The 26,309-nt window shown below is 44.9% G+C and carries 20 protein-coding genes, 1 other RNA gene and 1 pseudogene; 9 read left to right on the top strand and 13 right to left on the bottom strand.

The window, feature by feature from the left end:
* The first annotated feature begins 5 nt into the window (after nt 1-5).
* The 6 genes from B7P33_RS03630 (at nt 6) to B7P33_RS03605 (ending at nt 8,617) form a co-directional block, all read left to right on the top strand.
* Entirely contained in the window at nt 6-650 is a 645-nt protein-coding gene (locus tag B7P33_RS03630; RefSeq protein ID WP_097440573.1) for a 3-keto-disaccharide hydrolase, read from the top strand.
* A gap of 55 nt (nt 651-705) precedes the next feature.
* Complete coding sequence (locus B7P33_RS03625; RefSeq protein WP_216359348.1) at nt 706-3,861, top strand: PVC-type heme-binding CxxCH protein; 3,156 nt, start codon at nt 706-708, stop codon at nt 3,859-3,861.
* Between the two features lie 26 nt (nt 3,862-3,887).
* Complete coding sequence (locus B7P33_RS03620; RefSeq protein WP_097440571.1) at nt 3,888-4,184, top strand: Dabb family protein; 297 nt, start codon at nt 3,888-3,890, stop codon at nt 4,182-4,184.
* 9 nt (nt 4,185-4,193) lie between these two features.
* Nucleotides 4,194-5,405 carry a Tm-1-like ATP-binding domain-containing protein gene (locus B7P33_RS03615; protein WP_097440570.1) on the top strand — a complete coding sequence of 404 codons (1,212 nt, stop codon included), beginning with the start codon at nt 4,194-4,196 and terminating at the stop codon, nt 5,403-5,405.
* A gap of 68 nt (nt 5,406-5,473) precedes the next feature.
* Nucleotides 5,474-6,334, top strand: a complete 861-nt coding sequence (locus B7P33_RS03610; protein WP_245871629.1) for a DMT family transporter — start codon at nt 5,474-5,476, stop codon at nt 6,332-6,334.
* Nucleotides 6,335-6,523: 189 nt separating this feature from the next.
* Nucleotides 6,524-8,617 (top strand): family 20 glycosylhydrolase, encoded by a 2,094-nt coding sequence (locus tag B7P33_RS03605; RefSeq protein ID WP_097440569.1) that lies wholly within the window; start codon nt 6,524-6,526, stop codon nt 8,615-8,617.
* A 116-nt stretch (nt 8,618-8,733) separates the two neighbouring features.
* Here the strand turns inward: B7P33_RS03605 and B7P33_RS03600 are convergent, their stop codons facing one another.
* The 7 genes and pseudogenes from B7P33_RS03600 to B7P33_RS03575 form a co-directional block, all read right to left on the bottom strand.
* Complete coding sequence (locus B7P33_RS03600) at nt 8,734-9,963, bottom strand: mandelate racemase/muconate lactonizing enzyme family protein (protein WP_172435842.1); 1,230 nt, start codon at nt 9,961-9,963, stop codon at nt 8,734-8,736.
* 58 nt (nt 9,964-10,021) lie between these two features.
* Nucleotides 10,022-11,104: a sugar phosphate isomerase/epimerase family protein gene (locus B7P33_RS03595; protein ID WP_097440567.1), complete on the bottom strand. Its 1,083-nt coding sequence runs from the start codon at nt 11,102-11,104 to the stop codon at nt 10,022-10,024.
* Nucleotides 11,082-11,792 carry an L-ribulose-5-phosphate 4-epimerase AraD gene (gene araD / locus B7P33_RS19310; protein ID WP_394341518.1) on the bottom strand — a complete coding sequence of 237 codons (711 nt, stop codon included), beginning with the start codon at nt 11,790-11,792 and terminating at the stop codon, nt 11,082-11,084. The genes B7P33_RS03595 and araD overlap by 23 nt, the downstream gene beginning before the upstream one ends.
* A gap of 18 nt (nt 11,793-11,810) precedes the next feature.
* Nucleotides 11,811-13,454: pseudogene (locus B7P33_RS03590) on the bottom strand (ribulokinase); the annotation flags it as partial.
* Between the two features lie 10 nt (nt 13,455-13,464).
* Nucleotides 13,465-14,280 (bottom strand): sugar phosphate isomerase/epimerase family protein, encoded by an 816-nt coding sequence (locus tag B7P33_RS03585; protein WP_097440565.1) that lies wholly within the window; start codon nt 14,278-14,280, stop codon nt 13,465-13,467.
* 2 nt (nt 14,281-14,282) lie between these two features.
* Nucleotides 14,283-15,083 carry an alpha/beta fold hydrolase gene (locus B7P33_RS03580; protein ID WP_097440564.1) on the bottom strand — a complete coding sequence of 267 codons (801 nt, stop codon included), beginning with the start codon at nt 15,081-15,083 and terminating at the stop codon, nt 14,283-14,285.
* Nucleotides 15,084-15,086: 3 nt separating this feature from the next.
* Complete coding sequence (locus B7P33_RS03575) at nt 15,087-15,917, bottom strand: sugar phosphate isomerase/epimerase family protein (protein WP_245871627.1); 831 nt, start codon at nt 15,915-15,917, stop codon at nt 15,087-15,089.
* Nucleotides 15,918-16,060: 143 nt separating this feature from the next.
* Between B7P33_RS03575 and B7P33_RS03570 the strand changes: the two genes are divergently transcribed.
* Nucleotides 16,061-16,936 carry an AraC family transcriptional regulator gene (locus B7P33_RS03570; protein WP_097440562.1) on the top strand — a complete coding sequence of 292 codons (876 nt, stop codon included), beginning with the start codon at nt 16,061-16,063 and terminating at the stop codon, nt 16,934-16,936.
* Nucleotides 16,937-17,401: 465 nt separating this feature from the next.
* Here B7P33_RS03570 and B7P33_RS03565 read toward each other — a convergent pair whose 3' ends face one another.
* The 3 genes from B7P33_RS03565 to ssrA form a co-directional block, all read right to left on the bottom strand.
* Complete coding sequence (locus tag B7P33_RS03565; RefSeq protein ID WP_097440561.1) at nt 17,402-19,081, bottom strand: AraC family transcriptional regulator; 1,680 nt, start codon at nt 19,079-19,081, stop codon at nt 17,402-17,404.
* Nucleotides 19,082-19,158: 77 nt separating this feature from the next.
* Entirely contained in the window at nt 19,159-19,908 is a 750-nt protein-coding gene (locus B7P33_RS03560; protein ID WP_097440560.1) for a ThuA domain-containing protein, read from the bottom strand.
* A 201-nt stretch (nt 19,909-20,109) separates the two neighbouring features.
* Nucleotides 20,110-20,507: a transfer-messenger RNA gene (gene ssrA, locus B7P33_RS03555) on the bottom strand.
* A 156-nt stretch (nt 20,508-20,663) separates the two neighbouring features.
* Here ssrA and B7P33_RS03550 point away from each other — a divergent pair.
* A complete protein-coding gene (locus B7P33_RS03550) occupies nt 20,664-21,869 on the top strand; it encodes an NAD(P)-dependent oxidoreductase (RefSeq protein ID WP_097440559.1) in 1,206 nt (401 codons plus the stop codon).
* A 22-nt stretch (nt 21,870-21,891) separates the two neighbouring features.
* Here the strand turns inward: B7P33_RS03550 and B7P33_RS03545 are convergent, their stop codons facing one another.
* Entirely contained in the window at nt 21,892-23,010 is a 1,119-nt protein-coding gene (locus B7P33_RS03545) for an Sb-PDE family phosphodiesterase (RefSeq protein WP_097440558.1), read from the bottom strand.
* A gap of 108 nt (nt 23,011-23,118) precedes the next feature.
* Here B7P33_RS03545 and B7P33_RS03540 point away from each other — a divergent pair, with 108 nt between their 5' ends.
* Nucleotides 23,119-23,481, top strand: a complete 363-nt coding sequence (locus B7P33_RS03540) for a DUF1801 domain-containing protein (RefSeq protein ID WP_097440557.1) — start codon at nt 23,119-23,121, stop codon at nt 23,479-23,481.
* Nucleotides 23,482-23,548: 67 nt separating this feature from the next.
* On the opposite strand, the gene B7P33_RS03535 is transcribed toward B7P33_RS03540, so the two are convergent.
* On the bottom strand, nt 23,549-25,615 hold the full coding sequence (locus B7P33_RS03535) for a PepSY-associated TM helix domain-containing protein (protein WP_097440556.1): 2,067 nt from the start codon (nt 25,613-25,615) through the stop codon (nt 23,549-23,551).
* Entirely contained in the window at nt 25,615-25,917 is a 303-nt protein-coding gene (locus B7P33_RS03530) for a hypothetical protein (protein ID WP_097440555.1), read from the bottom strand. Before B7P33_RS03530 ends, B7P33_RS03535 begins: the two co-directional genes overlap by 1 nt.
* Nucleotides 25,918-26,309: the final 392 nt, after the last annotated feature.

Genomic DNA, 26,309 nt, shown 5'->3' with positions numbered 1-26,309 from the left:
AATCTATGGGGAAGCGAATCCAATTTAGCGTGTATTTGTTCATAACGCTCTGCATCAGTATAAATAGTAGGGCCCAGGAAGCTCAAAAAGAAGTATTGTTCAATGGTACCGACTTGAGTGGTTGGGAAACCGTTAAAACTGAAAACATCAAGTTTTGGAAGGTGGTAGATGGTGTAATCACCGGAGGCGATGGCGAACGAAAAATACCTGTGAACACCTATTTGGTGACCAAAGAAAAGTATGCCGATTTTGAATTCCGTTGTTTGTTCCGTATCAGTGGGGATCACAAGACCGGGCTTATCAATAGCGGTATCCAATACCGTTCCCAAATCGAACACGGTAATATTATAGGGTACCAGGCCGATATAGGTAAAGGCTATTGGGGCGATATATACGACGAACATCGCCGGGGCAAGTTAGTAAGTGGCTCCCTTGAAATTGCCTCTAAATTATTGAAGGAAGAGGGCTGGAACAGCTATATCATCAGATGTGAGGGCAACCGCCATCGCTTGTACATAAACGGAGTCTTGACCTGTGAGTACGAAGAGACCAATGCCGCCATTCCGGCAGCTGGGGTTTTCGGATTGCAACTACACAGTGGGGGCAAGGCGAAAATTGAATTCAAACATGTGGAGATTACCCCATTATAAACCAAAAAAACCAGAAGGGATTTTTATGTTGAACAAGAAAATGAAATGGGGCATCATGGCCTCGCTAGTAGTATTGGTTATAGGCTGTGGTGGCAAGGATAAGGGCCTAAAAGAGGCTTTTGAAAAGAATCAGGAAGTTGCGGCAGAAAGACGTACCCATTCGTTTCGTACCGCCGCATTAAGTCCCAAGGAGCAGTTGGCAACCTTTTCCGTACCCGAAGGCTTCGTGGTAGAACTGGTGGCCAGTGAAGAAGATGGGGTGGTCAATCCGATTGACATGACCTTTGACGATGCAGGAAGGTTATGGACCCAAACGGCCGAAATGTACCCTATGGATCCGGTGGCCGATATTAAATGGCACGAGTTGTTGAAATTGATGAACAACCCCAAAGCCCAAAGGCAGAATCCTTCGTTTAGGAAGAATTTTGACCTGTACGAAGGCAAAACCAAGGGAACGGATAAAATCGTGGTACTCTCTGATTTTTATGGTAATAGCAAGGTGAAATCCAAGGTTTGGGCCAACGGTTTGGCGATTCCACAAAGTATACTACCCTATAAAAGTGGTGCTTACGTGGCCCAAGGTTCCGAGTTGTTCTTTTTGGACGATTCCGATAATGACGGAAAGGCCGATAAACGAACCCGTTTATTCACTGGTTTTGGTATAACCGATACCCATACCATGGCCCATTTATTGATCCGTGCCCCGGGCAATTGGGTGAACTTTAGTCATGGCGCTTTGAACAAAGGTGCGGTGCATTCTTTGATCAGTGGTGATTCTGTACGTATCGATTTTAGTAAAAATGCCCGTTTCTCTTTAGATGGTGCCAAAATAGAATTGGTAAATTCGGGGCTTAACAATATTTGGGGGTATTCCCTACTGAATACAGGCGAATGGTATGGCACCGAGGCCAACGATTTGGGGTATTCCATTAATCCTATGGAATCGCAGAGCGGATTTCCGGGCATCGGAAACGAACGTTTTCGCGACTACCAACCTTGGTTGCCCAAATTGCACGATTTTAGGGTGGGAGGTACCGGTATTTCGGGTTTGGCTTTTATGGGCGATACCTCGGGTTCTTTTCCGGAAGCGTACCGTAATGTGGCATTTTTGGCCAATGCGATTACCAGTAGTGTAAATGCAGTTAAGATCGTTCGTAACGAGGATGGTTCGCTGACCACCGAGCATTTACCCGATTTTTTAACCAGTCAAGACGATTGGTTCCGTCCAGTAAATATGGAATTTGGCCCAGACGGATGCCTGTATATACTCGATTGGTACAATAAGATAATCTCACATAACGAATTGCCCACTACCCATCCGGATAGGGATAAAGCACATGGACGTATCTTCCGTGTACGCTATACCGGGGCCAAAAAACGCGAGGTGCCTAATATGTATGAAGTGCCTACGGCTGAACTGGTACAACATTTAAAATCACCATCCTTATGGCAAAAACGGGCAGCCTGGCATCAAATCTCCGATAGACCCAAGGCCGAAACACAGACGCTGAAGAAGGAATTGGAGGCATTGATTCAAGATACTTCCAGCGATACACCTACCAAAATTGCCGCCCTTTGGTCTATAGAAGGAATAGGGGACTACTCGGAAGCTGCCCTAAATAGTTTACTACAGGCCCAAGATCATAATTTGAGGCGCGAAGCCGTTAGGGCCATGAATTCCTTTATGCTGGATTTTGATACCATAGTGGCTACCATAGCTCCTTTGGCCCAAGATAAGAGCCCTATGGTACGTGCCCAAGTGCTTCGTACCCTAGCGGAATCGGGTAGTATTAACGAACAGGCTTTGGGCATTTTGATCGATGCCTGCAAGCCGGTTTTGGATGGGAACGAAATGGGAGGTGCCTACGAAAGAAGGTTCGAGCGCTTCTTGGCCCGAAAGGCCCTAGAATCTTTCCCTAAAGAATTATTGGCCTATATGGAATCTGACAAAGTTTCGGGGCATAAGGGAGGCAATCTTATATGGGCGGGCCAGGCTTTGACATCGCCCGAAAAAGAAAGGCAGTTTTTAGCCCTTTGGAAGGCCAATACCCCAGCTGAATTGGACGAATCGACCTTTGTTTTGATTGCCTCTATGTTACAGGACCCTAAAGTTTACCAAGCCATGAAACCGGTTATTGGAAACACCGAAAAAGCGGAAGCCTATGTGAGTATGGCCTTGGCCAGGCAACAAGAGGTGCAATCGCCCGAGCTTTCGCGTATATTGTCGCCCTTGGTAAAAAGCCTGATAACAAGCGAGAGTGGTTTCGATACCGATTTAGGTTTGTCGGCGACCACAAAAATGCAGATACCCGGGGTGCAAAAGACCATTCGAAACCTGGTTGATAAAAAACGTGGCGACGAGGCTACCCTAAAGCTTATCATGGCAGCCCTGGCCATGGAAGGCAAAAGCAATGCCGATATATTTACGGCCCTGGCCTCTGATTCCGACCTAGGTATGGGTATGCGCCAGTTGGCCCTATCGTATTTGGTAAAGACCGATACGGGCAAATCAAACACTTTGGCAAGATCCCTCTTGTCCAATGCCGATTTGGCCCAATCGCAAAAGTTCGTTAGGGTATTGTCAGGCTCGAAAGAAGGTGGTCAGCTTTTACGCGAACTATATAGCGCTAAAACATTGGGCTTGGATGCTTTTGATATCTCCAGTGCCGAGCGTATGCAAAAGAACGATCCCGAAAATGCCCAGACACAGGCGATTTATGAAGGGGTAAAACAGGCCATGGAGGCCGAAAAGGCCCAGTTTCAACAAAAACTCGATCACTTTATGGCCATAGCCGAAAAAGGCGGAGGGGACCCTGAAGCGGGTAAGCCGTTGTTCCAAGTATGTTTGGCCTGTCATAGTGTGGGTAACGCAGGACAACAGATTGCTCCGGCCTTAGATGGTTCGGCCCACAGGGAAAACGAGGCCTTACTTACCGCTTTATTGGACCCGGATGCGGCCATGGAAGGTAGTTATGCCTTATATCGTGTAACCAAAAAAGACGGGGGTACGGTAGAGGGTTACTTGTCTAAACGCGATGGCAAAGGGGTTACCATTGCCTTTATGGGAGGCAGTACCGTTTTCGTACCTGAGGCCGATATTAAGGAAAAAGGCTATTTGGGTGGCCGTTCCTTTATGCCTAAAGGTCTGCTGGAAAATTATTCCGATACCCAAGTAGCCGATTTATTGGCCTATATAAAGACCTTAAAGTAATATAGTACAGACTAAAAGATATTGAGATGACAAAACATTATGGCATGTTCCAGTTTAAAGAAGGGGTGACTGAAGAGGAGATTACCCTTTGCTTTGTTACCATGAAAGCCATGGTAGGAAAGATTCCCGGATTGTTGAATATGGAATATGGTCCCTACGATAGTACCGAGGGATTAAACGATGGCTATACCCACGGTTTTATCATGGATTTTGAAAGTCCAGAAGCTCGTGAGGCCTATTTACCTCACCCGATCCATGAAGAAGTAAAGGCTTTGGTGGTTCCGAAATTGGAACGCGTAGTGGTATTCGATTTTAATATTTAATTCGTGGCTATGCAAAAGAAAGTGGTCATGTTGGGCGCCTTTGATACGAAAGGTGAAGTGTTTTCTTATCTATACGATTGCCTTACCGAGAATGGGGTAGCGGTAAGCACTATGGATATTGGGGTTATGCCATCCCAACCTGATTTTCCCGTAGATTTTGATAATACAGCTGTAGCCCAGGCCGGAGGCATGGCAATAGAAGCTCTAAGGGAATCTAACGATCGAGGTAAGGCCGTTGGGGTTATGGGCGATGGTGCGGCCGCCCTTTTAAAAGAACTGGTAACTCAAAATCTGGTGGCCGGAGCCATTGGTATGGGCGGTGGTGGCGGTACCTATATGACCCTTCGTGCCCTTCAGGAAATTCCTTTTGGCATTCCTAAACTCTGTATGAGTACATTAGCGGCCAAAGATCTTACCGAGCAAATGGGGGTTAAGGATATCGTTTTAATGCCCTCGGTAGTAGATGTAGCAGGTTTAAACGGCATAAGTAAGGTGCTTATCAAACAAGCCGCAGCCAGTATTTCGGCCATGGCAAGGGTGAGTGGCGACATGCTGGCCAACGATCGTAAACGTATCGCCATAAGTATGTTCGGCAATACCACGGCCTGTGTAGACCGTTGTACCGAAAAACTGCAAGAGAAAGGTTATGAGGTTATGGCCTTTCACGCCACGGGTATCGGCGGGGCCACTATGGAGGCTTTGATCCGTGAAGGCTGTTTCGATGCCGTGTTAGATGTTACTACTACCGAACTGGCAGATAACCTTTGTGGGGGCATTTGCGATGCCGGCCCAGATAGGTTGACCGCCGCGGGGGAAATGGGCCTGCCCCAGGTAGTAGTTCCGGGGTGTTTGGATATGGTCAATTTTGCCCACTTACATTCCGTGCCCGAGCCTTATAAAGATAGGCAGTTATACAGTTGGGCACCCGATGTAACCCTAATGCGAACCCATGCGGCCGAGAATACGGAATTAGGTGAAATTCTGGTACAGAAAGTAGCGGCCTACAAAGGAAAGGCCGAAATCGTAATCCCTTTGGAAGGCATTTCACAAATAGATAAGGCTGGCGATATTTTTTACGCTCCGGAATACGATGCCGCGCTCTTTACCGCCATTAAGACCACGGCTGCCGATACGGTAAAGGTAACCGAGTATCAAGCCCATATCAATGATCCGCAATTTGCCGATGCCCTGGTTGCGCATCTGGTAAATCTTTTGGATTAATTCGGTATTTGTACTTCAAATCCGGCCAATACCTATAGTTTTGCCCGTTCAAACACGGGAAATTTGATATGCTCAAAAATATTCTACAGGTCAATCTGGCCATGATTTTTGTAAGTACCTCCGGGTTTTTTGGGCGTTATATCGATGTGCCCACCCCGCTTACCATTGGTATGCGGGCATGCATTGCCGCCGTAGCCCTTTTGTTGTTTTGTTGGATAAAAGGCTTTAAGCTCAAAGTGGCCAAAGCAGATAAGGCTATGGTGTTGTTCAGTGGCTTTCTTATGTGGTTGCATTGGATCACTTATTTCTATGCCTTGCAAAAATCTAATGTGGCCATAGGTATGCTTACCTTGTTTACCTATCCGGTGCTTACCGCTTTATTGGAACCTATGGTATTAAAAACGGCCTTCTCAAAGTTTCACTTGCTTTTAGGGGCCATGGTCTTGGTGGGGCTTTACTTTATCGTACCCGAGTTTAGTTTAGAGAGCGATTACTTTATAGCCATATTGTTGGGGCTGTTCTCTGCCTTGGTATATGCGCTACGGAATATTATCGTGAAATCGCGTATCGGGTCTTATAATGGATCTGTGATAATGCTATACCAATTGGTGGTGGCATCTGTCTTGGCCATTCCGTTCTTTTTTACTTTGGAGCTAAAGAGTATAACCGAATTTATACCCTCGCTTTTGGCACTAGGGCTGATTACCACAGCCTTGGGACATACTTTGTTTCTGTATAGTTTTAGGCATTTCTCTACCACTACGGTAAGTATTTTAAGTTGTACCCAACCCCTGTTCGGTATTTTGATAGGTATGCTATTATTAAAGGAATTCCCGCGAACGGGCACATGGATCGGTGGGGCCATTATCCTTGGGACTATTGTAGCTGAAAGCATCCGGTTACAAAAACAAGCTCAAAAGTTACGCTGATTGTTTTTAGACCTGAAAATGAATCTGGACTAACCTATTCCCCCGCGTTATATTTCCAATAATAAAAAAGGGGTTTCTTTTCGTTTTCCGTCAGAAATATTCCAATTAGGAAAAGAATTGGTATTAAATTTTCTGTTGTAGCGAATTGGAACCGATATTGGTTATTTTTAAGGAAAACCGAACGAATCCATGCAAAAAGCAACTACCGTATTAGGTCTTGTATTGACCTTGATACTATTTTCCTGTACAGAGGCCCCAAAAGAAATGGGCGATTTTAACCTCTTGCCCTTACCGCAACAGTTTGCCGTAACCGGGGTCAGTGATTTGGAATCCGATGCGCTAACGGAGGCTTATAGCGCCGATGGAGCCGAATTACCGATTTTGGGGAAATCCCTAACTGCCCTGAGGGCAGGTTCAGGTTCCGGTGCCCCGATCCAGTACGGGGTAGATGAAAGTTTGGATCTTCCTGCCCAAGGCTATACCCTCGATATTACCGAAGATCGCATAACCATCAAGGGAAAAGATACGGCTGGTTTGTTCTATGCCTTCCGCAGTTTGGAGCAATTGGTCATAGACGCCCAAGATCAAGGGGTAAACCTCCCCATTTGTAGTATTTCCGATTTTCCGGCTTTGGCCTACCGTGCCATCCAACTCGATGTAAAACATCATCTAGAAACTACCGAATACTACTACGATTTAATCGACAAGTTGGCTACTCAGAAAATCAATGGTATTATCATTGAGATTGAAGATAAATTGAAGTATGTTAGGCAGGCCCGTGTAGGTTCGGCCGATGCCTTGTCTATAGAAGAATGGCGTAAGATAAGCGATTATGCCAAGGATCGTTTTATAGAGATCAGTCCGTTGGTACAGGGGCTCGGACACTCTTCCTTTGTATTAAAACACGATACCTACAAAGTTCTGCGCGACGATCCGGAAAGCGACTGGGCCTATAATCCATTAAATCCGGAAACCTATAAAGTACAATTCGACCTTTATCTCGATGCCATGGAGGCCTTTCCCCATGGGAAGTATTTACATGTTGGAGGTGATGAGGTGCATACCACGGGCAGAAACAGTGGTAAATCGGCTTTGGAGTTGCAATTAGATTGGCTATCCAAGGTGAGTGCCTTTGCCGAATCCCATAATCGTACCCCCATTTTTTGGGACGATATGCCCTTAAAACAAGCTGGGGTGTACAATGCCATGTTCAATAAAGAACTCACCGAGACCCAGGTAGATTCCATTTGGGCCGAAAACGAGCATAAATTGTTGGCCTTTTTAGATAAGTTTCCGAAGAATTGCATTTATATGCGCTGGAACTATAGTGCTTCGGAAGCCGTGGGCAACCAAAAGGCCATGGATTGGTTCCGAAGCAAAGACCTGCCGGTAATGGGGGCTACCGCCGGACAGACCCGATGGGTGATGATGCCACAAGAAGAAAGTAATTGGAACAACATACGCAATTTTGCCGTATCGTCTATAGAAAGTGGTTTAGACGGACTCTTACTCACCCTTTGGGACGACGATTCGCCCCATTTTGAGCTCTATATGCGGGGCATCCTTGGTTTTTCGGAATACGCTTGGTCTGGCGAAAAACGGGATAAAGACGCCTTGAAAAAAGCTTTTAGGCATAGGCAGTACGGAAATGTGGCCGCTGCCGATGAATACGCCTTTATCGACGCCTTGGAAGCTCCGGTAGCATTCTGGAAAAATGCCCTATTGGTAGGAAATTCCAGAAACTACATCAGTCATTCCGACGACCCGAAATCACGACTGATCGAACTACCTACCGGAGATGGTAGTTGGGCCGAATCTGAGGCGGAACGCCTGGCTAGGGCCAAATCCTTGAAACAAGTCCATGATTCGTTGGGCGTATCGCTGGCAGCCCTAAGGCAAACGGCAGTTCGTAATTCGTATAACCTAGAGGTGTACGAGCAAGTATACCAAGTTACTGGCTTTACCTTAGATTTGTTGTTGACCATGGAGGCCTATGACCTAGAGCAGGAGGTGGAGAAGAAAAATGTACTTAAAAAATCTTTGTTGGATAAACGACAAGAGTTTAAAGAACTACGTGCCCAGTTCGAAAAAGTCTACGCCCAGACCCGAAAGCTAAACAAGCCAGACGATTATATTTTGGATCAAGATGGGCATCATCACTTGGCCAATCAAAGTCGTGATTTTAGCTGGCAGTTTTTGGCCGACGAATTATTTCTGGAATCCTTGGAGACCAATTTGGTCAAGGTTGCCGTGCCTATGGATACTGAGGTGGTAAAACCATAAGTTCAAGAGGTAGGACTTTTATATAAAATTAAAAGGGTGGTCGATGTTTCGGCTGCCCTTTTTTATGTTTCAACAGCAGGTTAGGAGCAATAATAGTAAAATATGTAAAGGTTAACCTAGATGACATGATGTTGTGATACTACTTCCTTTAAAGTTGGAATGTCCAATTCCACACCAAAACCGGCCTGGCGTTTCATTTGGTGCTTTCCGGAAGCATCCTTAAAGGTGGCTTTAGAAGCGATACAGGGTAAGTAACGGTCCGATTCAATGGGTTTTTCTATGGCTTCTACCCAGGAGGCGCCCATACCTATGGCCAATTGTTGCCATATGGAGCAACCTGGCCCTATTAAGCTGGCATCGCCGATCATGAGTTGGTGCCCCCATGATTTTATTTTAGAAGCCAATTGTACCATGCTTTTAAAGTTGCCCATGGTCGCCGGATGCAGGTTATAGGCATTACCCATTCCGGGTTTGGCCATTTCCAAGGCGGTATGGGCAGGCCTTAGAATCACATCTGGGATTATGGTAATGGGGTCGACCATCTTCTGTAGGTCGATCCATTGTTCAAGAGTCAGTTTGGCTGGGTCTTCACAGCCATTCATACCACAACTTCCTAGATATTTTAAGTCTTGGGCCAAATCAGTCAGGGTGTCCCAATTTTTATAGCCTTCGTTTGGGTCACAAACAATATAGGTTTGATCACCCAATACCTCGCGGGCGGTTTGGATCAATTCCCCATCGGATTTTGAATTCCCGAAGATCTTTAATTTTACATGGGACTTATAGTTGGAATCCCGTGCTTTTTGAGCGGCCTTGGCCACCTTGTCAGGGTCTTCTTCCAATATTGGGAAAAGCCCGTGAACGGCTTGGTTTCCGGTTAATCCAAGAAGATCTAGTGCGGGACGGTTTTCCAGTTTACCCAACAAATCGTACAAGGCCATTTCTACAAATTCACATTTGCCCCAGTTCCAAGTTTTTGCATGGAGGTGTGAAGAAACCATATTAAAAGCATCGTCAATGCTCTTTCCTAATAATGGGCGTAAGAATTGTCCCCAATCTTCAAGATTTAGCCCAGGCTTATTGATTCCCGCATTCATCTCGCCCCAACCGCTTTTCCCTGAGGAAATTATTCTGATAAAAGCCACCTGTCTGTTTTTCCAGACCCCGAAGCTGAAATGTCGGGCCAAATTAACATCGTACCGATACAGCTCTATTTTTTCAACAACTGCCTTACCGAAGGAAATTGGTTTGGGTTTTTGGGAAAATCCGGTGGTGCCATAGAGCAGTATTGGGCTCAAGCCGGCCAATCGGTTCATGAAATCGCGGCGATTATATTGGTCTTTCATCTCTAATTTTGATTTTTTGGCTTTAGGGTAAAAGGAATATGGGAATTGATGGAATTGCTTAGGTCGTTTCAACCCATCCATGCTGTTCGCGAACCTGTAGCATTGCTGCCAAGATATCGTTCCAGGTTTGTGGTTGCAGTAGGGTCTCGTTTGGGAACATACAACCATCCCAACAGATATGTTTAAAATTTTTGGTCAGTTTACCATTTGAGTCGCGTAACCAGTACCCGGCATCTGTGGTAATGTTTAATTTGCCATTCGGGTCTGTGGCCAGGCAATGCTTCCCGGTCTTGTCGTGGGAGCCGGCCCCAAATACAGTACCGTCGTTTTGGGCCACATGAAAATCGATGGTATAGGGCCTTAGGGCGGCGGAAACCGATTGAAGTCCTTTTTCCAAGGTGGCCCGGTCGTTCCAATCGAAATTTTTGGGTAGTATGCGTTCGTCATCTTTGTTGTATCCCAGGAGATAGAGAAGGGTATGGGCCATATCGGCTTGGAAACCGATGTTGGGGTGGTCAATGAGCTCCAGTAAATGGGTCATGGTCTTCCAACCGTGCATCCCGGCCCAACAGATTTCGCCTTCGGCGGCAATGCGTTCGCCATATTGGGCACCTATTTGGGCCGCTTTTCTAAAGGTGTCGGCAATTAGCCGTGTATGGGTTACGGGATCGGTATTCCAATTCGCTGGGTTGTCGGCCGAATCTATACGTACTACCCCATAGGGACGTAAACCACTTTCCCGTAGGGCTTGGCCAAGGGCACAGGTTTTTTCTACCTGGTCTAAAAAGCGTTGCCGTTCTTTGGTCGTACCCATGGCCGAACCTCCACCGGTTTCTTTCCAGATAGGTGCTACCAAACTCCCAATGGCCAATTCGTGCGATTGGAACAAGTCTACCAATCGATTCAAGGCTTCGGGGCCACCATCGATATCAAAATGGGGGAGGTGAAGGGTAATGTCCATCCCATCGAAACCAATGCCGTTAACTTGGGCGTTTGCCGTAAGTTGCACCATGGTTTCCAGTGGGATACAGGCTTCGGTGTCTGGGCCTTTTCCTACCATTCCGGGCCAAGCAGCGTTATGGAGTTTCGGATAATTGTTCCTTGGGTTTGTGAGCGTATTATTGTTGTCCGTAATAGGCATGGGTTCCATGTTTTCTTTCAAAGTGTTTTCTTTTTAAAGCATCCGGTAACATAGGGGCATTCGGACGGATTTGTTTTGTTAAAAAGGCCATTTTGGCCAATTCTTCACATACCCCACTATTATATACGGCTTTATCGCCCGTGGGTCCCCAACAAAAAGGGGCATGGTTGGCAATTAAACACATTTCAACCTCTTTTGGGGACAGGTTTTTAGTGGCGAATGCTTTTAATATTTGGTGCCCTGTTTCAAATTCATAATCACCGCTGATCATTTCGGCATCCATTACTGGGGCGCACGGAATGTTCACGGTCATATGATCGGCATGGGTGGTGCCATAAATTGGGATGTCCAATCCCGTCTGGGCCCAAGCCGTAGCGTAGGTAGAGTGGGTGTGTACGATACCCCCAACCTCTTTCCAATGTTTGTAAAGTACGGCGTGGGTTTTGGTGTCTGATGAGGGTCTTAAGGCACCATCTACGATATTACCATCAAAATCGACTATAACCATATCCGATGGTTTGAGATTGGTATAGGGTACCCCACTTGGTTTAATGGCGAAAACCCCCAATTCCCGATCCGCAACACTGGCATTACCGAAAGTGAATAACACTAACCCTAATTCCGGTAATCTCATATTACAATCGTAAGCCTCTTGCCTTAGTTCTCCATAGGGGTCTACGGGTCTTATTTCGCTTTTTTCCTCTTGAAGTTCAATAAAGGCACCCAACCTGCAATATTTTTGGTAGCGATTATGGTAAAGATTTTTGGTCTTTATGTTTGGCTGATAGGTCACCTCATAGCCGTGGCCCATAGCTTGCATGGCCTCTGAAACAGTAGCGTACACACCAGCTCCGGTAGCCGCTAGCATCGCAGCCCCTAAGGCACAGGTTTCTTTGGCTTTGGCTACATGAATGGGTCTTTCAAGTATATTGGCCATGGTCTGCATGACAAAAGGCGATTTTTGGGCGACCCCGCCTAAGGCGATAATGCCGGCAATGGTTACCCCTTGATCGTTGAACTGGTCCACGATTTTTTTGGCCCCAAAACAATTGGCCTCGACCAGGGCCTTAAAAACCTGGGGGGCATCACTTCCTAATGAAAGTCCGGAAATGCTGGCCTTCAGGTTTTGGTTTGAAAAGGGAGTGCGCCTGCCATTAAACCAATCTAATGCCGTAAGTTGGAAATCAGTATCTGGAATTTTAGCGGCTGCCTTTGATAAGTCGGGCAGTATCCGGTCGACAAAAGGTCTCAAATCGTTTGAATCGGCATCTTCGGTATCGGGAAATACATCGTTAATGGGCCAACTGAGTAATCTTTGAAACCAAGCGAATACATCGCCAAAGGCCGATTGGCCCGCCTCTAATCCTAACATGTCTGGAAGAATGGAACCGTTCACCTGCCCACAGATTCCGGCTATAGTTTGTTCCTGCCCCCTAGGTAAGGGTGTAACAAGCATATCGCACGTAGAAGTACCGATGACTTTGCTTAAAAAATGCGGCTTTATTTCACCGCCTACGGCACCCGCATGGGCATCGAATGTGCCTACGTTGACCGTGATGTTTTGGGGCAACCCCAGTTTTTGGGCCCAAGAAGTACAAAGGGTTCCGGCCGGTTGGTCGGCCGTATAGGTGTGTTCGTATAGGTTTTTTCGAAAGGGCCCTAAAATGGGGTCCACGGCATTCAAAAAATCAACATCGGGAAGCCCTCCATAGTCCTTGTGCCAAAGGGCCTTGTGGCCTGCGGCACAACGACTTCGTTTCATTTCGTGTAAATTGGTGCCCCCGGTAAGTAAAAAGGGTAACCAATCGCAATGTTCTACCCAGCTATGGGCTTCTTCTTTTACCAAGGCATCTACCCGACAGATATGCAATATTTTGGCCCAAAACCATTCCGCTGAATAGGTACCCCCTACATATTGGGTATAATCGGTATGCCATTGTTTACTGGTATGGGTGATTTCTTCGGCCTCCTTGAGGGCGGTATGGTCTTTCCATAGTACGAATAGTGCATTTGGGTTTTCTGAAAACTCCGGAAGTAAACCCAAAGGAGTACCCGAACGGTCAACCGCAACAATGGTAGAGCCTGTGGTATCTATTGCCATGCCGACAATTTTTGAAACAATATCTTCGGCAACCCCAGACAAGGTATTTTGAACCACTTCTTCCAAGGCATCGAGATAATCTTGCGGATGTTGCCTAAAACGATTGCTGGCCGGATCGCAATAAAGGCCTTGGCTCCATCTCGGATAAAGGGCCACGGCCTCATTATGAATATGGCCATTCCCAGCATTTACAAGCGCGCAACGCGCGGAATCGGAACCAAAATCAAGGCCAAGTACAAAGGTTTCCATAGCGTTCGGTTTAAGAAATTAGGTTTACGATATGATTTCTAATGTAATCTCCATCGGTAAGTGTGAGTCCGTCGGGATTGGTTATGGCCCTATCACATTCATCTTCCATAACGATCCAGCCAGTGTATTCAGTGGCTTTCAAGTAATTTGTAATGCCCTTGAAATCGATTATACCCTCCCCGGTCGGGGCCCATTCGCCATTGGCGAACATATCTTTATAATGTACGAGATTAATGGTTTCCCTATATTTTTTAATGGTTTCCAAGGGATCCATACCCCCTTTGGCAATATGGCCAACATCGGGGGTATAGCCAATGGTTCTGGGGTTGAGTCCATTTAAAAGGATTTTATAATCCGATGTGGTTCGAAAGATGGAACCCTGGGGAGAATTGGGGTGGTAAGAACAGCTTATACCCTTGTCCGTGGCCCGTTGGGCAATATGGTTTATACAGTTCAAAAGATTCGTTTGTCTTTCACCCAGCTGATTTCGGTCTTTACCCGGCATTTGCACCAATAGGTACATGGTATCTGGAAAATGGGCTAAGAACTCGATCCAAGAATCGGCATTCGCTTTTTCGGCATCGGTTTCCTGAGTGTGTCGCCAGTCTTCAACATGGCAAAGCGCGGTAAGCTCTAATTGATGTTTGTCCAACATTTCTTGCATGAGTATGGGGTCTGCCAAAGGCCCAAAGAAGCTGGTTTCAGCTTCAATTCCGGTAAATCCGGCTTTTTTCATGACGCCCATAATATGATCCAGTTTGCCTTTATAAGTCTCACCAGGCATTTGCCAGGTATAGGTTTCGCATGCTAATTGAATCGATGCCATAATCAATGGTTTAGTAGAAATTCGGTGGTTGATTGGTTAAATCGGTCTAGGCTTTCCCAGTGATGTACGTGCCCAGCATCCGGATATATGTCAAGCTGGGAATTGGGTATAGCCTTATGTAAAGTTTCGGAATAACCCGGCGGGGTGAAGATATCGAGGGCACCCACCGTAATTAGTGTTGGGATGTTAATAGCGCCTAATCGGGATACCGTATTATGGGAGCTACAGGCATCGAGTTGACCATTGAACCCCTCTTGTGATTGCGGATTGGGATGGTCTTTGGCCATTTGTTGGCCGGCTTGTAACTGGTCTTGTTGGGTTTGGTAGTACGGCGGGGCGAAAATCCAGAGTTGTAAAAGAGCCATAAAATCTTCGGGTCGGCTGGTTTTTCGTAAGTTTTTAAGGTTGTTATACACAGCTGTCGTATACTTATTAAAATAGGGCCATGTACTAACCAGAACCATGCCGCTAACACGATTGGGATAGTTCAAGGCCAATTCTTGGGCAATGGCCCCTCCCATAGATATGCCAACCACCTTGGCCTTGGCCACTTGGGCATGATCCATTACGGCGATGACATCTGTGGCCATGCTTTGGGTAGAATATGGGCCCGCGGGCTGATCTGAACGGCCTACCCCTCTGTTATCGATAACCAAACAACGGAAGTGTTTCGCATACATATCCAGGTGCTTTTCCCAGGCTGTACCATCGGCACCAAACCCCATAATCAGTACCAAGGGGTCGCCATTTCCTATGGTTTTGTAAAAGATTTTGATACCGTTAGAATCTGCAAAGGCTTCCATAGATTAAGGTTTCCTATTTATCCAATTCTTTTTAATAAAATCGAACCCTTGGGTAATAATCTCCTCCGCGGGTGAAAAATCGCGCCAAACGTTAATGGCGTTCGCAAATTCTGGGGCCGAACGGCTAAAGGCCTCTATGGTAAGCCAACCGTCGTAACCCATATCTTGTAAGGTGTTAAAAACAGAATGCCAGTGCACTTGTCCGTTACCTGGGGTGCCCCGGTCACTTTCGCTAATATGTACATGCTTAAGGTGGGTGGCTATGGTGTTTAGGGCCCCTTCGTGATTTTTTTCTTCGATATGGGCATGGTGGCTATCGTAAATAGCCCCAACATTCGGATGGGCCACTTGATCTAATAACATCTTAAGATCACCCATGGTGTTATAGAGGTAGCACTCAAACCTGTTTAAAGCCTCTACGGCCAGTGTAATGCCATTTTCCGAAGCATAACCGCCCGCTAAATGTAGATATTCGGCGCTCCATTGGCGTTCGGCCTGCGCTGGGGGTTTTTGGCTAAAATGGGCAAAGGCCGAATGGAATGGTCCGCAAATGGTCTTTACCCCAAGTGCCGCCCCCATATCCATAGCCCAGCGCAATTGGTCTAGGCCAGCCTGTCTTATTTTCTTATCCGGACTGGCTATATTGGTGTTGGCATGTATAGAGGTAACCGCAGTTACTTCGAGGTCTAATTGTGCAATTTCGTTACCCAGTTTATGGTAATGCCGTAAATCGCCTTGGCCTAGGGGTATTTCGATACCGTGGTATCCAATTTCCTTTAATTTTTCTATTATGGGATAGTGGGTTTCCGTAACATGGTCAGTCCACAAAAGCATGTTCATCCCGATTTTCATAGGATACTATTTTTTATATATAGGATAAAAGTAAAGTAGGGAAAGACGGATTTCCTCCACTTTTTCTTTGTATTGCTACTCTTTTTTGCTTTTATTATCCCTGAATCTAACAATTGTTGTAAAATATGGGTAGGCCTAATATTGAAACCGCACTTACTTCCAAAGAAGTAATCGTCTATCAGGATGCGCTCCGACCTTATTTTAATCCGCGGTGGCATTTTCACCCGGAATATCAAATCTCTATGATTTTAAAGGGGAGGGGAATGCGTTATATCGGAGATCATGTACAAGTTTTTGAGCCCGGAGACCTAGTGTTTACCGGACCTAATCTACCCCATTTATGGCGTAGTGAGGAAGTCTGTTTTGAAACTCAAGAAGCTAACAATACAAGGGGTTTGGTACTGTATTTCAGTGAAGATATCGTTGATGGGATTATCGGACTCCCTGAAAAGTTCCCTAAAATGGAGCGGCTTTTGGGAAAATCGGAACGTGGAATTTCCTTTTTTGGGCAAACACGGGAAAAGATCAAGTCCCTATTATTGGGTTTCGAGGGGGAGGTTGGGTTTAAAAGAATGATACGTTTATGGCAACTTTTGGAATTAATGTCTGAAAGTAATGAGTATGAATTATTGGCCGGAATGGAATATCGCAACAATTTTAAGGGAGGCGATTCCGAAAAAATGAGGTTAATCCACGATTATGTAGCCGTGAATTTCAGGAAAAAGATCAGTGCCGATGAAATAGCCGATACCTTGAATATGTCGCCCAGTACTTTTTCTAGGTATTTTAAGCCTCGGGCCAATAAAACCTTTACCCGATTTGTTAATGAGACAAGGATCGGCCATGCCAAGAGATTATTGTTGGAAGATGAATTAAATGTGGTACAGATCAGTTATGAATGTGGTTTTAATGCCTTGTCGAATTTTAATAAACAGTTTAAAACCATAGTGGGCATGCGACCCATGGATTATAAAAAGAGTTATGCCAAATTAAAGGGTTGATCACTTTTTTGAAAGAGCTACATAAGTCCAAAACAAGTGAAGCTATACTAGATCGGCAGTAATTCTTTCTTCTGGTATAGCGGGTTTAGAAAACAAAAAAGCCAAGGAGATAATCCTTGGCCCGTTGGTGAAGGTTGTTGGTAGGTTGGTTATCGCGAATACTAATTCATGTGCTTTCCCTGTAGATTTGAGCAAAATCATTTAATTATTTAGACAGGTGGAAAAGCAAAAATTATAACACGTACCTCTTTGCATTATAAAAGTACGGGGGTTCCCCATTTTATAAAACCTTTTCATGCCATGGTTCATGAATGGAAGGATTTTTTTGACTTATAAAAGCCTGCAACAGTTACGTAATCAGTTAGTTGCGTTAAGTGTTGTTTTCGTGGTTTTTAAAGGCGACGAGGCTAGGTCGGTGGTCTAAAAAAGGGAAGCCTGCCCTAAAAACAGTAGTAGAAAGTGAGGTTAGGCGCTCGCTTTTTCCGGCAAGGCCGCCAAAAAACTGGAAAGGGTAACCTGGGTACGTTCCTTAAAACTCTTAGAGAAGGTATTGGCCGATCCAAATCCATAGGAAGACGCCATACCGGCAATGGTCAGTTTAGGGGTGTTCCGTTTTAAATCGGCAATGGCATAAGAAATGCGTAAGTCTTTTAAGTACGCTCTAAAACCTTCTGGATTTTTATAATCTGAGATTACCTTACTGGTCCAATTGGCATTTCTACCAATGTACTGGCAAAGGTCTTGCATATTATAGGTAGGGTCGAGAAAGAGGTCGCTTTTCTCAAAGTCATTAAGTCGGTTTAATATGTGGGTCAAATGCTCGGTGTCCAGGGCATGTGATTTTTTCGGTTGTGAAGCTACCTTTATCGGTGCCGGAACCGGTTCCTCATTCAGCAAAAGTTCGAGGCGTTTTTTGGTCTTTCTATACCGAAAGTGAAAAACCAGACTGATGACAAATGCTACCACCAAGATGCTCGATACGATATAAAAGTGACGCCTTTTTTTACGCGTTAGGTCATTGTTGCTTTCGGCAATACGTTTTTTCAAATCGGCAACATGCGGGAGGTCGTAGTTTGTGGTAACTTCATTGGCGATTCGGAGCATTTTGGAATTTCGAATGGAATCGTAGCGTATGTACTTTTCCATATAAGCCAATTGGGCGGCATTATCCGATTTTTTGAGTTCAATGAGTCCGGCATAGGTTTCCTTAAGCTTTGAAAAACGCCAATCTTCCGGGCCAAACAATCGGTCAACGGTTAAGAAATGATCCAGGGCCTGCTTTCGTTTACCCTCTAGCAAGGCTATTTCACCCAAAACAAAGTGGGACCAACCCAAATAGATGGGTTCGTTTTCATAAATGGGAAGGAATTTGGTTAAGGAATCTTTAACCTCATCCATAGCTGTCTTTTGATAGAACTTCACGTAAGCATCTAAGCCGACCAGACTAGGGTAAAAAGCCGAAAATTTATGATAGGCTTTACTTTTTACGGCATATTCTTTATCTAAATCGATATGGGAAAGGCCTAAATCAACGTAATAACGGGCAGAGTCCAATTCCCCGGCATGGAGAAAAGCCCTGGCTAAATTATAATTACTCCGTAATGCGGCCGAAGAGCCTTTTTTTTGGATTATGTAATTTCTTGACCTGTGAAACGATTCTTGAGCCTCTTTAAAGCGTCCAAGGGTTAGTTTGATACTGCCTATACCTCCTAAGGCGTCTAAAATACCTAAACTGTCCTTCTTTTTGGTGGCCAGATCCAAGGCGGTTTTGTAAGCGTCTAGAGCCGGTACCAAGGCATCATTGTCTTCGAATAATTGACCCTTAAGGTAATAACCATAAGAAGGGAAATCTATCTTGTAGAAATTCTTGGTTAGGTTAATAATGCTGTCGGCAAATATCATATTGGCCGGATAGGGTCGATACATAGCTTCGTGGAAAAATGAACGCACGATACAGAGGGTGTCTTTATGTATTCGGGCCAATTGATAGTATTCAGTATTAAGCTGTTTGAAAAGGGAATCGTTCCCGTTTTCCAGGGCATTAGCAGAAGCAGACCGAAGGTAATGTAGGAGGGTAGTGTCTTTTGGTTGTTGCGCGGTAACAAGCGAAAGAAAAGAAATGAATATAATAATTGGAAGCCTCACAAGCGTATTCGGTAAATAGGGCCTCAAAGTTAGGGGAATAGGTGTTATGGGCAAATGGTTTACGCTAAAAATCTAATTTAGTTGTCTGGTTTTAAATTTTCTAAACCCATGACCCATTTGATTCCGCCTAGTAAGTGTTTTAAAAATTGTTTTTCGGTATAAGATTCCTTGGTATGCCCCAAGGCAGTATAAAACACTTTACTTCCGTTAAATTCCTTACACCAAGCTATGGGGTGGTTATTCTGATGTTTTCCTCCTGTATACGTGCTTTCGTCTACGGTTAAAAGGGTATGGAAACTCTTGTCTATCCACCTGAAATTATACCATTCATCAAAACGTTTCCATTTTTTTGGTAGGTGAGTTGTGGCCAAATGACTGGGGTCGGTTACCCGAACCACAGCATCTTGTGCCTCGGGATGCCCATCAAAATAGGCTCCCAATAGTTGACCGTACCAGGGCCAATCGTATTCGGTGGTACTAGCGGCATGTATCCCAATAAAACCACCGCCCCCGTGTATGAACCTTTTAAAGGCCCTTTGTCGTTTTTTATTAAACACATCACCACTGGTACTTAAAAAGAGCACCGCATCAAACTTCTTTAATCGTTTTTTGGTAAACCACCTAGCGTCTTCTGTATGTGTAACTTCGATGCCGTTTTGAGAACAAAGCTCACGAAGGGCCTTTACCCCAGTTTCGATGGATTCGTGTCTAAAGCCAGCAGTTTTAGAGAAGATTAGAAGATTTATTTGGGGTTCGTGTTGACCCAGAGAACCATTGGTATTCATAAAAAACAACCCTAACAAAAAGAACTGAAAGAATTTAGACATCAAGAAAGGAATTGGTTTAGAGGTACAAAGAAAAGCAAAAAGTTACGCTGAGCCTAGACCTTGCGATATTCGCTTTGCCAAGGGTTCAGGGAGATTTGGTAAGGTCGGAGACTAAGGGAAAGGAACAGGTCTGGTAGACCTGCGCAATGACCTTAAATCTAGGAGGTGTAAACAAAAAAATCACCCGAAGGTGATTTTATTTGGTGGAGCCGGAGGGATTCGAACCCTCGTCCAAACAAGAAGCTAAAGGGCTTTCTACATGTTTAGTCTCTGATTGGTTTTCGAGCTATGGCTGACCAAAGACCGCCCACCATAACCTTATTCCCGATTAAGCTTTAAAACCGTATCGGGATCCTACGGTTTCTATGTTGACTTTTATGGTGCTCCTTTACGAACCGCCGTCAACAAGGGCTGTTCAGGAACATCTCGCTTCTCTATCTTATAGAGACGAGGCTTATCTTACTATGATTCAGATTAAGCGGCAAGAGCGTAATTATTTTCGCCATTTAAAGGTTTGGAACATCAGATTAACGAGCAACATCCCAACGCTCGACATGCTTACACTCCAACTGGTCTCGCTGTCAAAACCGGTCGGCCCCATTATGTTTCAGAACGTTTTCCTTCTATTAGGAAAAATGTTAAAATCCTTCTCAAAAACTGGGTTTTGGAGAAAAGGCTTGCGAAGTTACTAAAAAGTTTGCACACCCCCGCAAATCCGGTTATTTTACGACAAATTTCATACCAAAAGTGAGTTTATGAAGCTAGGTGTTATTAAAGAAAGAAAAAACCCGCCAGATCGTCGGGTCGTATTGTCCCCAGCTGCCTGTCAGGCCATATTAGAACGATTTCCTGAAGCCGAGATTATCGTTGAGCCTTCGGATATTCGTGTATATACCGATGCAGATTATCGTGCTGCCGGTGTTACCGTGGCAGACGCCATGGATCAATGCGATGTATTGCTCGGGGTAAAAGAGGTGCCTATCGATGCCTTGATTCCGAACAAAAAGTACTTTTTCTTTTCGCACACCATTAAAAAACAGCCCTATAACAAAAAGCTGTTGCAGGCCATTTTGGCCAAGCATATAGAATTGTACGACCACGAGGTTATCGTAAACCAAGCGGGACAACGCGTCGTGGCCTTTGGTCGTTATGCCGGTATAGTTGGGGCCTACAATGGTTTTCGGGCGTACGGATTAAAACATGGGTTGTTCGAATTGCCCAAGGCCGAAACCCTGCCAGACCAGCAAGCCCTGATCAACGCCCTGAGACAGATTAAGGAGAAACTAGGTGGCTGTAAGATCGTATTGACCGGCAAGGGCAAGGTGGGTAACGGAGCCCGTGAAATGTTGGTGGGCATGGGCCTTACCGAACTGGATGTAAATGCCTATTTGAACCAAAGGGTTACGGAACCGGTCTTTTGCCAGATTGATGTACTCGATTATAACAAGCGCAAAGACGGTCAGCAATTGGATAAAAAAGATTTTTATTCCCGTGCAGAAGCCTATCAATCCAACTTTATGCGATTTGCCCAGGTTTCGGATTTCTATATCGCCGGACATTTTTTTGGCGATGGTGCGCCCTTTTTATTTACACGTGAGGATGCCAAATCCGATGATTTCAACATCTCTGTAGTAGCCGATATCAGTTGTGATATCGATGGTCCGGTGGCCAGTACAATTAGACCTTCTACCATCGCCGACCCTATTTACGGCTACGATGCCCAAAGTGAATCGGAAATAGATTATCGTAATGATAAGGCCATAGCCGTTATGGCGGTAGACAACCTACCTTGCGAATTGCCCCGTGATGCCAGTGTTGGATTTGGCGAACAGTTCATGGAACACGTTATTCCGGCTTTTTTCGACAATGATGCCCAAGGGGTTTTAGAACGGGCGCGAATGACCCGAGATGGAAAATTGACCTCACGCTTTTCTTACTTGGAGGATTATATATCAGAATAATTAGCACAAATAAAGAACGATATCATTCGATATTGATCTGCCACGATAGTTCCGGATTTTGCCTAGGGGCTATAAAGGCTTTAATGGCCTTAAGGTTTAGTTCCAGGGTGTTCAATTTTTTCAAGGTTTTGACCTTTAAGGTTACTTCGCCATGGGCCGGAATCTCGAATACCGGGCCGTGGTTATAAAAGGTATAGTCCATGTTGTTTTCCAACCAAAGGTCACTGCTCGAACTGTTTTTAAGTGTAAGTTCGAGAATACTGGTGTTTTTCCGGTATTTGGCACTAGCCACCGAAATACAAGCCTCCAATAAGGGTTTTAGATATTCGTTTCTGCCTACGAAAAGATTATTGAAAGTAGCTACGGTCCTACCTGCAAAAAGGGCTTCTTTTACCCCTTCAAGGTTCCGTTCTTTGGCAAAAACCAACGTAATAGGTCTTTCGTGTCCCTTTTCGGTATAGTGCCAATCGATGAGTCCGTGAATATCACTGGTGCCCATAATAGTAAGATTGTGTTCCAGCGCCAGGGCCAGACTTTCCTCGGCATAATCATATTCATTGATGACCTCGATGCCGTGTAACTCCCCCTTTTTAACGCGCTCGGCCTGAAATTCACTAAATATAGGATTGCCCGTTGGGGATTGGGGGAACCAGGCCGGGTGGTTCCAAAAAACAAAGGCGCCCTGTTTTTTGGCCTCGGCAAAGGGCGCTTTTGGGTCGTCGGCCACTAATTTGTTGGCATCGGTCACAAAGATGGCATTGTTATGGCCCACGGGTTTGTCCCGCGTAATTTCCGAGCCGTTCACGATCAATAAATCGTGGTTTTTGGCTTCTTCAAGGGCAATTTCATAGGCCCGGTTACGGTCGGGGTGCGGAATATCGTCGGCATGGGGTTGGTATTCGATATGTTCGGTCAGGGAAATCACATCGAGATTATCGCGCAACGCCTCCATAACGCGGATAGAAGGCCATACTTTTCCGTCTGAAAAAACCGTATGCTGATGAAAATCGGTCTTTAAGGTTTTATAACCCGGAATATCGGGAAAGTCGAAAGCGCGTTTCGCACTATGGGAATGACTGGGTTGTTGGGCCCAAACGGTCAGGCCGACGAATAGGCTAATCGCCAAAATACAGGGTTTCATACTGGTTTGGTTTTGCTTAAAGGTAGGGAAAAGATGGTTTATATATGAACTTGATTGAACAATTAGTACCGTAGCATTCAAGTCTTCTAATTCTATTAATTTAGTTGTATGAACCCAGCTGAAACCTATATCCTATCACAACCAGAACCTTTTCGTTCTATATTACTTCATATACAGTTTAAGATACAGGCCGTGGTTCCCAAGGCAGAGATGCGGTTCAAATACAAGATCTCGTTTTTTTATGTGGATGATCGGCCTTTATGCTATCTCAACCAGAGTAAAGATTATGTAGATGTGGCCTTTTGGCACTCGGCCCATATGTCGAAACACCTAGATAAAATGGAAGCCGCCGGCCGAAAAGTAGTACGGTCACTACGCTATAGGGATTTGGAAGCCATAGATGATACCGTGTTAACTGAGGTTTTGGAGGAAGCTTTGGTTTATATCGACAAATCGTTTTATAAGAAATAGGCAAAACAATGGGGCCGTTCCCCACTACAAGGAACGGCCCCGACATTGCAACTAAAAAACGTAATTCTTAAAGACTTTTTCGCATTTGGCTCAAGCTTAGGGTTAAAATGACAGATACGGCTACCATCCAAGCCAGTACCACGATTTCCGAAAGATTACCCAATTCGTGTAAAAGGGCAGCTACGAAATGGTAGGTATTGTAGAGGCCTAATACGATGGCAAAAACCAAGGCTGTGGTCCAAAACCCTTTTTTATTGAACTGTAAACTCAACAGGGCGAATACCAGGGCAAGGCCTTCAAAAAGTATTCGGTACACATGCCATGCCATAGGGGTTTCGCCGTGGGTACTCTCAATATAAAGGGATTCGGAGGTATATACCGTGGCCAGACCGTAAACATGGTGAATGATAAATCCGATGGCCAAGAATAGCCATAATAGGGCGATTTTCGCTTTCATATCTTCTTCGATTGATTCATTAAAGTTTATATCGATGGGGTTAAGTGGCTTTTCAGAAGTCGCTTCTTTTTGGAGAAGGGCTTTCCGGTTTTTATAATCTATGGGGTGTTTGCTAAAGGCGCTTTGTGCTTTGATGTTTGGTTTGATTTTACAGTAGGCGAAAAGACCAACCGTGGCCAAACCTAGCCACAAGGCATCTACCAAACAGATTTCATATTGTGTTCCAAAGGTTTTCCATAGCCATTGCCCACTTACAAGGCCATTGGCCAAGGGTATACAGAATCCGAGTATACTGCCCAGTAATAAAGTCGATTTATTGGTAAAATAATTATCTCTTTTATAGCGGTAGAAAATGCTGGCCAAAAGCCAAAGGCCAAAGAAACCTACATAAAGTAGGGTCATACGCTGATCCATGAGATGGGCGGGCAACAATTTGATTACCAAAAAGAATAGGGCGGTAATGGGGAAAAGCGATAGGCAGATACCCATATAGATATGCCCCACTTTTGCCGTATATAAGCGCTGATTGAGGGACATACTTTTTTTGTTTCGTGCCTCGATCCAGATCAAAACCCCGGAAATTATCACAAAACAGGTAATCAGTGCCAGAATAAAATACACGACCCGTACCCACAGTGGGCCGAAATTTGCAAAATGCAGACGGCCCAACGATAATTGTATATCGCCCAAATAGTCGGCCACATGCGGGTCTCTGTCTATTTTGGTTTTTCCGGATTGGGTGTTCAGGGTAATGCTTCCGGCATTTAAGTATTTTTCAGAATCGTCCAGTTCGCCTATCAATTGGTACTCGGCATTAACACCACCGTAATTTTTCAGATACACATATTGCGGGTGAAAACGGTCCCAAGTATTGGCATTGGCCGTAACGAATTCATTTACACTGGGCATGGGGTCAGCGGTAGGTGCCACCCATTCTGCGGCCACACGTTCTGGCCTTAGGTCCTGCATCAATTTATCTTGGTTGTTGTTGTAAAGGAAATTGGCAGGTAGCAAGACCAAAATACTCAGTCCGAAATAGGTTCCGGTTATAGCATAGATAAACTGAAAGGGTAAGCCAATAACACCCAGTGCCGTATGGGCGTCCGTCCAAATTCGCTTTAAGGTCACCTTGGGATTAAAATGATAGAAATTGGAAACGATCTTTTTCCAATGTACGATTACCCCGGTAACAATGGCGAACAGGAAGAAAAGTGAGATAAATCCGGATAAATATAGGCCCACATAAGGGATTTGGTGAAAGAAATGTAAACGGTACAAAAATTCGCCCAAGCTATAATTTTCCTCATAGGTCTTTTTGAGGCCATTGTGAATGTCAATGGAGAAATATTCGTAACCCCTGTCTTCTTCCGAAATATTTACAGTGTCCTTGCTTTGGTTGAGGAGTACATAAATTTTATCTAAATTGGTATGACCTAAATTAAAACGGATATCCCTTCCTGGCAGTTCGTATTCTTGAGCGATATCGTTTAGAAGAAAATCGTAATCAATGGCGGCTCGTTCTACATAGTGTTGCGGGGTGTTTTCTTCCCAAACAGCTATTTCTTCCTTGAACAGGGCAAAGGCACCGGCAAAGAAGATCACATATAAGGCCACACTGATAACAATACCACTTACAGTATGTGTATTAAAAAATACGTTGTAGTTCCTTTTATTCATTACACAAACGGATTTCTAGGGCTGCCCAAATAGAACAGGCCGAATAATATGGCGATAATTACTAGGTACAGGCCCCAAGCTTTCCATCCGTTTCTGAAAAGAAAAGGAACGATCAAGAGGGCTACCCAAAGCATGTACAAAGTATAGATGGAAGTAATCAGAACCTTCTTTGGGCTAGGTAACCATAAGGGTAGGCACATGTGAAACAAGGCAGCGATGATATAGCCACCGATTATTCCGGCCGTTATCTTGGCAAATTGGTGCCAGGGGTTTGGATTTAAATGTTTAGGGTTGGCGGGCATGGTCTAAAGGATTTCGATGCAGAGACAAATCAAGAACAAAAGCAATAGCTGGTTATGGGATACTAATTTGATTGGGTTAAAAAGCACCAACAGACTTAAGCTGGTCATAAAAGATACCAGCCAAAAGAAGAACCCGCTACCTAATCCCAAATACATTATGGCACCTATAAGACTCAATACACAAAGCAGGCATCCTAGCATTTTAGTCCGAAAAGGATTGCGGGCCAGCCAGCTTTGATAGTTGTATTTTGTTGGGAGGATTGCTTTTTTCGAACCGTATAAAAGCCCAATACTTCCCAAAAAGACCAATAAAACCAAGATAGTTACCATAGGGTTGACATTAACCACAAAACTCCGAAGGAACAACTTCGGAGTTTTACGGATAGCATGAA

It is taken from the genome of Sediminicola luteus, assembly GCF_002514735.1.
In the GTDB taxonomy this organism is placed as follows: Bacteria; Bacteroidota; Bacteroidia; order Flavobacteriales; family Flavobacteriaceae; genus HQA918.
Note: the sequence above shows the minus strand (reverse complement) of the source record. Positions and strands in the feature narration are given on the sequence as shown.

Excerpts from the sequence above, each read along its gene's own strand:
- B7P33_RS03630 (WP_097440573.1), top strand. The coding sequence starts at position 6 with ATGGGGAAGCGAATCCAATTTAGCGTGTATTTGTTCATAACGCTCTGC.
- B7P33_RS03625 (WP_216359348.1), top strand. The coding sequence starts at position 706 with ATGGCCTCGCTAGTAGTATTGGTTATAGGCTGTGGTGGCAAGGATAAG.
- B7P33_RS03620 (WP_097440571.1), top strand. The coding sequence starts at position 3,888 with ATGACAAAACATTATGGCATGTTCCAGTTTAAAGAAGGGGTGACTGAA.
- B7P33_RS03615 (WP_097440570.1), top strand. The coding sequence starts at position 4,194 with ATGCAAAAGAAAGTGGTCATGTTGGGCGCCTTTGATACGAAAGGTGAA.
- B7P33_RS03610 (WP_245871629.1), top strand. The coding sequence starts at position 5,474 with ATGCTCAAAAATATTCTACAGGTCAATCTGGCCATGATTTTTGTAAGT.
- B7P33_RS03605 (WP_097440569.1), top strand. The coding sequence starts at position 6,524 with ATGCAAAAAGCAACTACCGTATTAGGTCTTGTATTGACCTTGATACTA.
- B7P33_RS03600 (WP_172435842.1), bottom strand. The coding sequence starts at position 9,963 with ATGAAAGACCAATATAATCGCCGCGATTTCATGAACCGATTGGCCGGC.
- B7P33_RS03595 (WP_097440567.1), bottom strand. The coding sequence starts at position 11,104 with ATGCCTATTACGGACAACAATAATACGCTCACAAACCCAAGGAACAAT.
- B7P33_RS03585 (WP_097440565.1), bottom strand. The coding sequence starts at position 14,280 with ATGGCATCGATTCAATTAGCATGCGAAACCTATACCTGGCAAATGCCT.
- B7P33_RS03580 (WP_097440564.1), bottom strand. The coding sequence starts at position 15,083 with ATGGAAGCCTTTGCAGATTCTAACGGTATCAAAATCTTTTACAAAACC.
- B7P33_RS03575 (WP_245871627.1), bottom strand. The coding sequence starts at position 15,917 with ATGCTTTTGTGGACTGACCATGTTACGGAAACCCACTATCCCATAATA.
- B7P33_RS03570 (WP_097440562.1), top strand. The coding sequence starts at position 16,061 with ATGGGTAGGCCTAATATTGAAACCGCACTTACTTCCAAAGAAGTAATC.
- B7P33_RS03560 (WP_097440560.1), bottom strand. The coding sequence starts at position 19,908 with ATGTCTAAATTCTTTCAGTTCTTTTTGTTAGGGTTGTTTTTTATGAAT.
- B7P33_RS03550 (WP_097440559.1), top strand. The coding sequence starts at position 20,664 with ATGAAGCTAGGTGTTATTAAAGAAAGAAAAAACCCGCCAGATCGTCGG.
- B7P33_RS03545 (WP_097440558.1), bottom strand. The coding sequence starts at position 23,010 with ATGAAACCCTGTATTTTGGCGATTAGCCTATTCGTCGGCCTGACCGTT.
- B7P33_RS03540 (WP_097440557.1), top strand. The coding sequence starts at position 23,119 with ATGAACCCAGCTGAAACCTATATCCTATCACAACCAGAACCTTTTCGT.
- B7P33_RS03535 (WP_097440556.1), bottom strand. The coding sequence starts at position 25,615 with ATGAATAAAAGGAACTACAACGTATTTTTTAATACACATACTGTAAGT.
- B7P33_RS03530 (WP_097440555.1), bottom strand. The coding sequence starts at position 25,917 with ATGCCCGCCAACCCTAAACATTTAAATCCAAACCCCTGGCACCAATTT.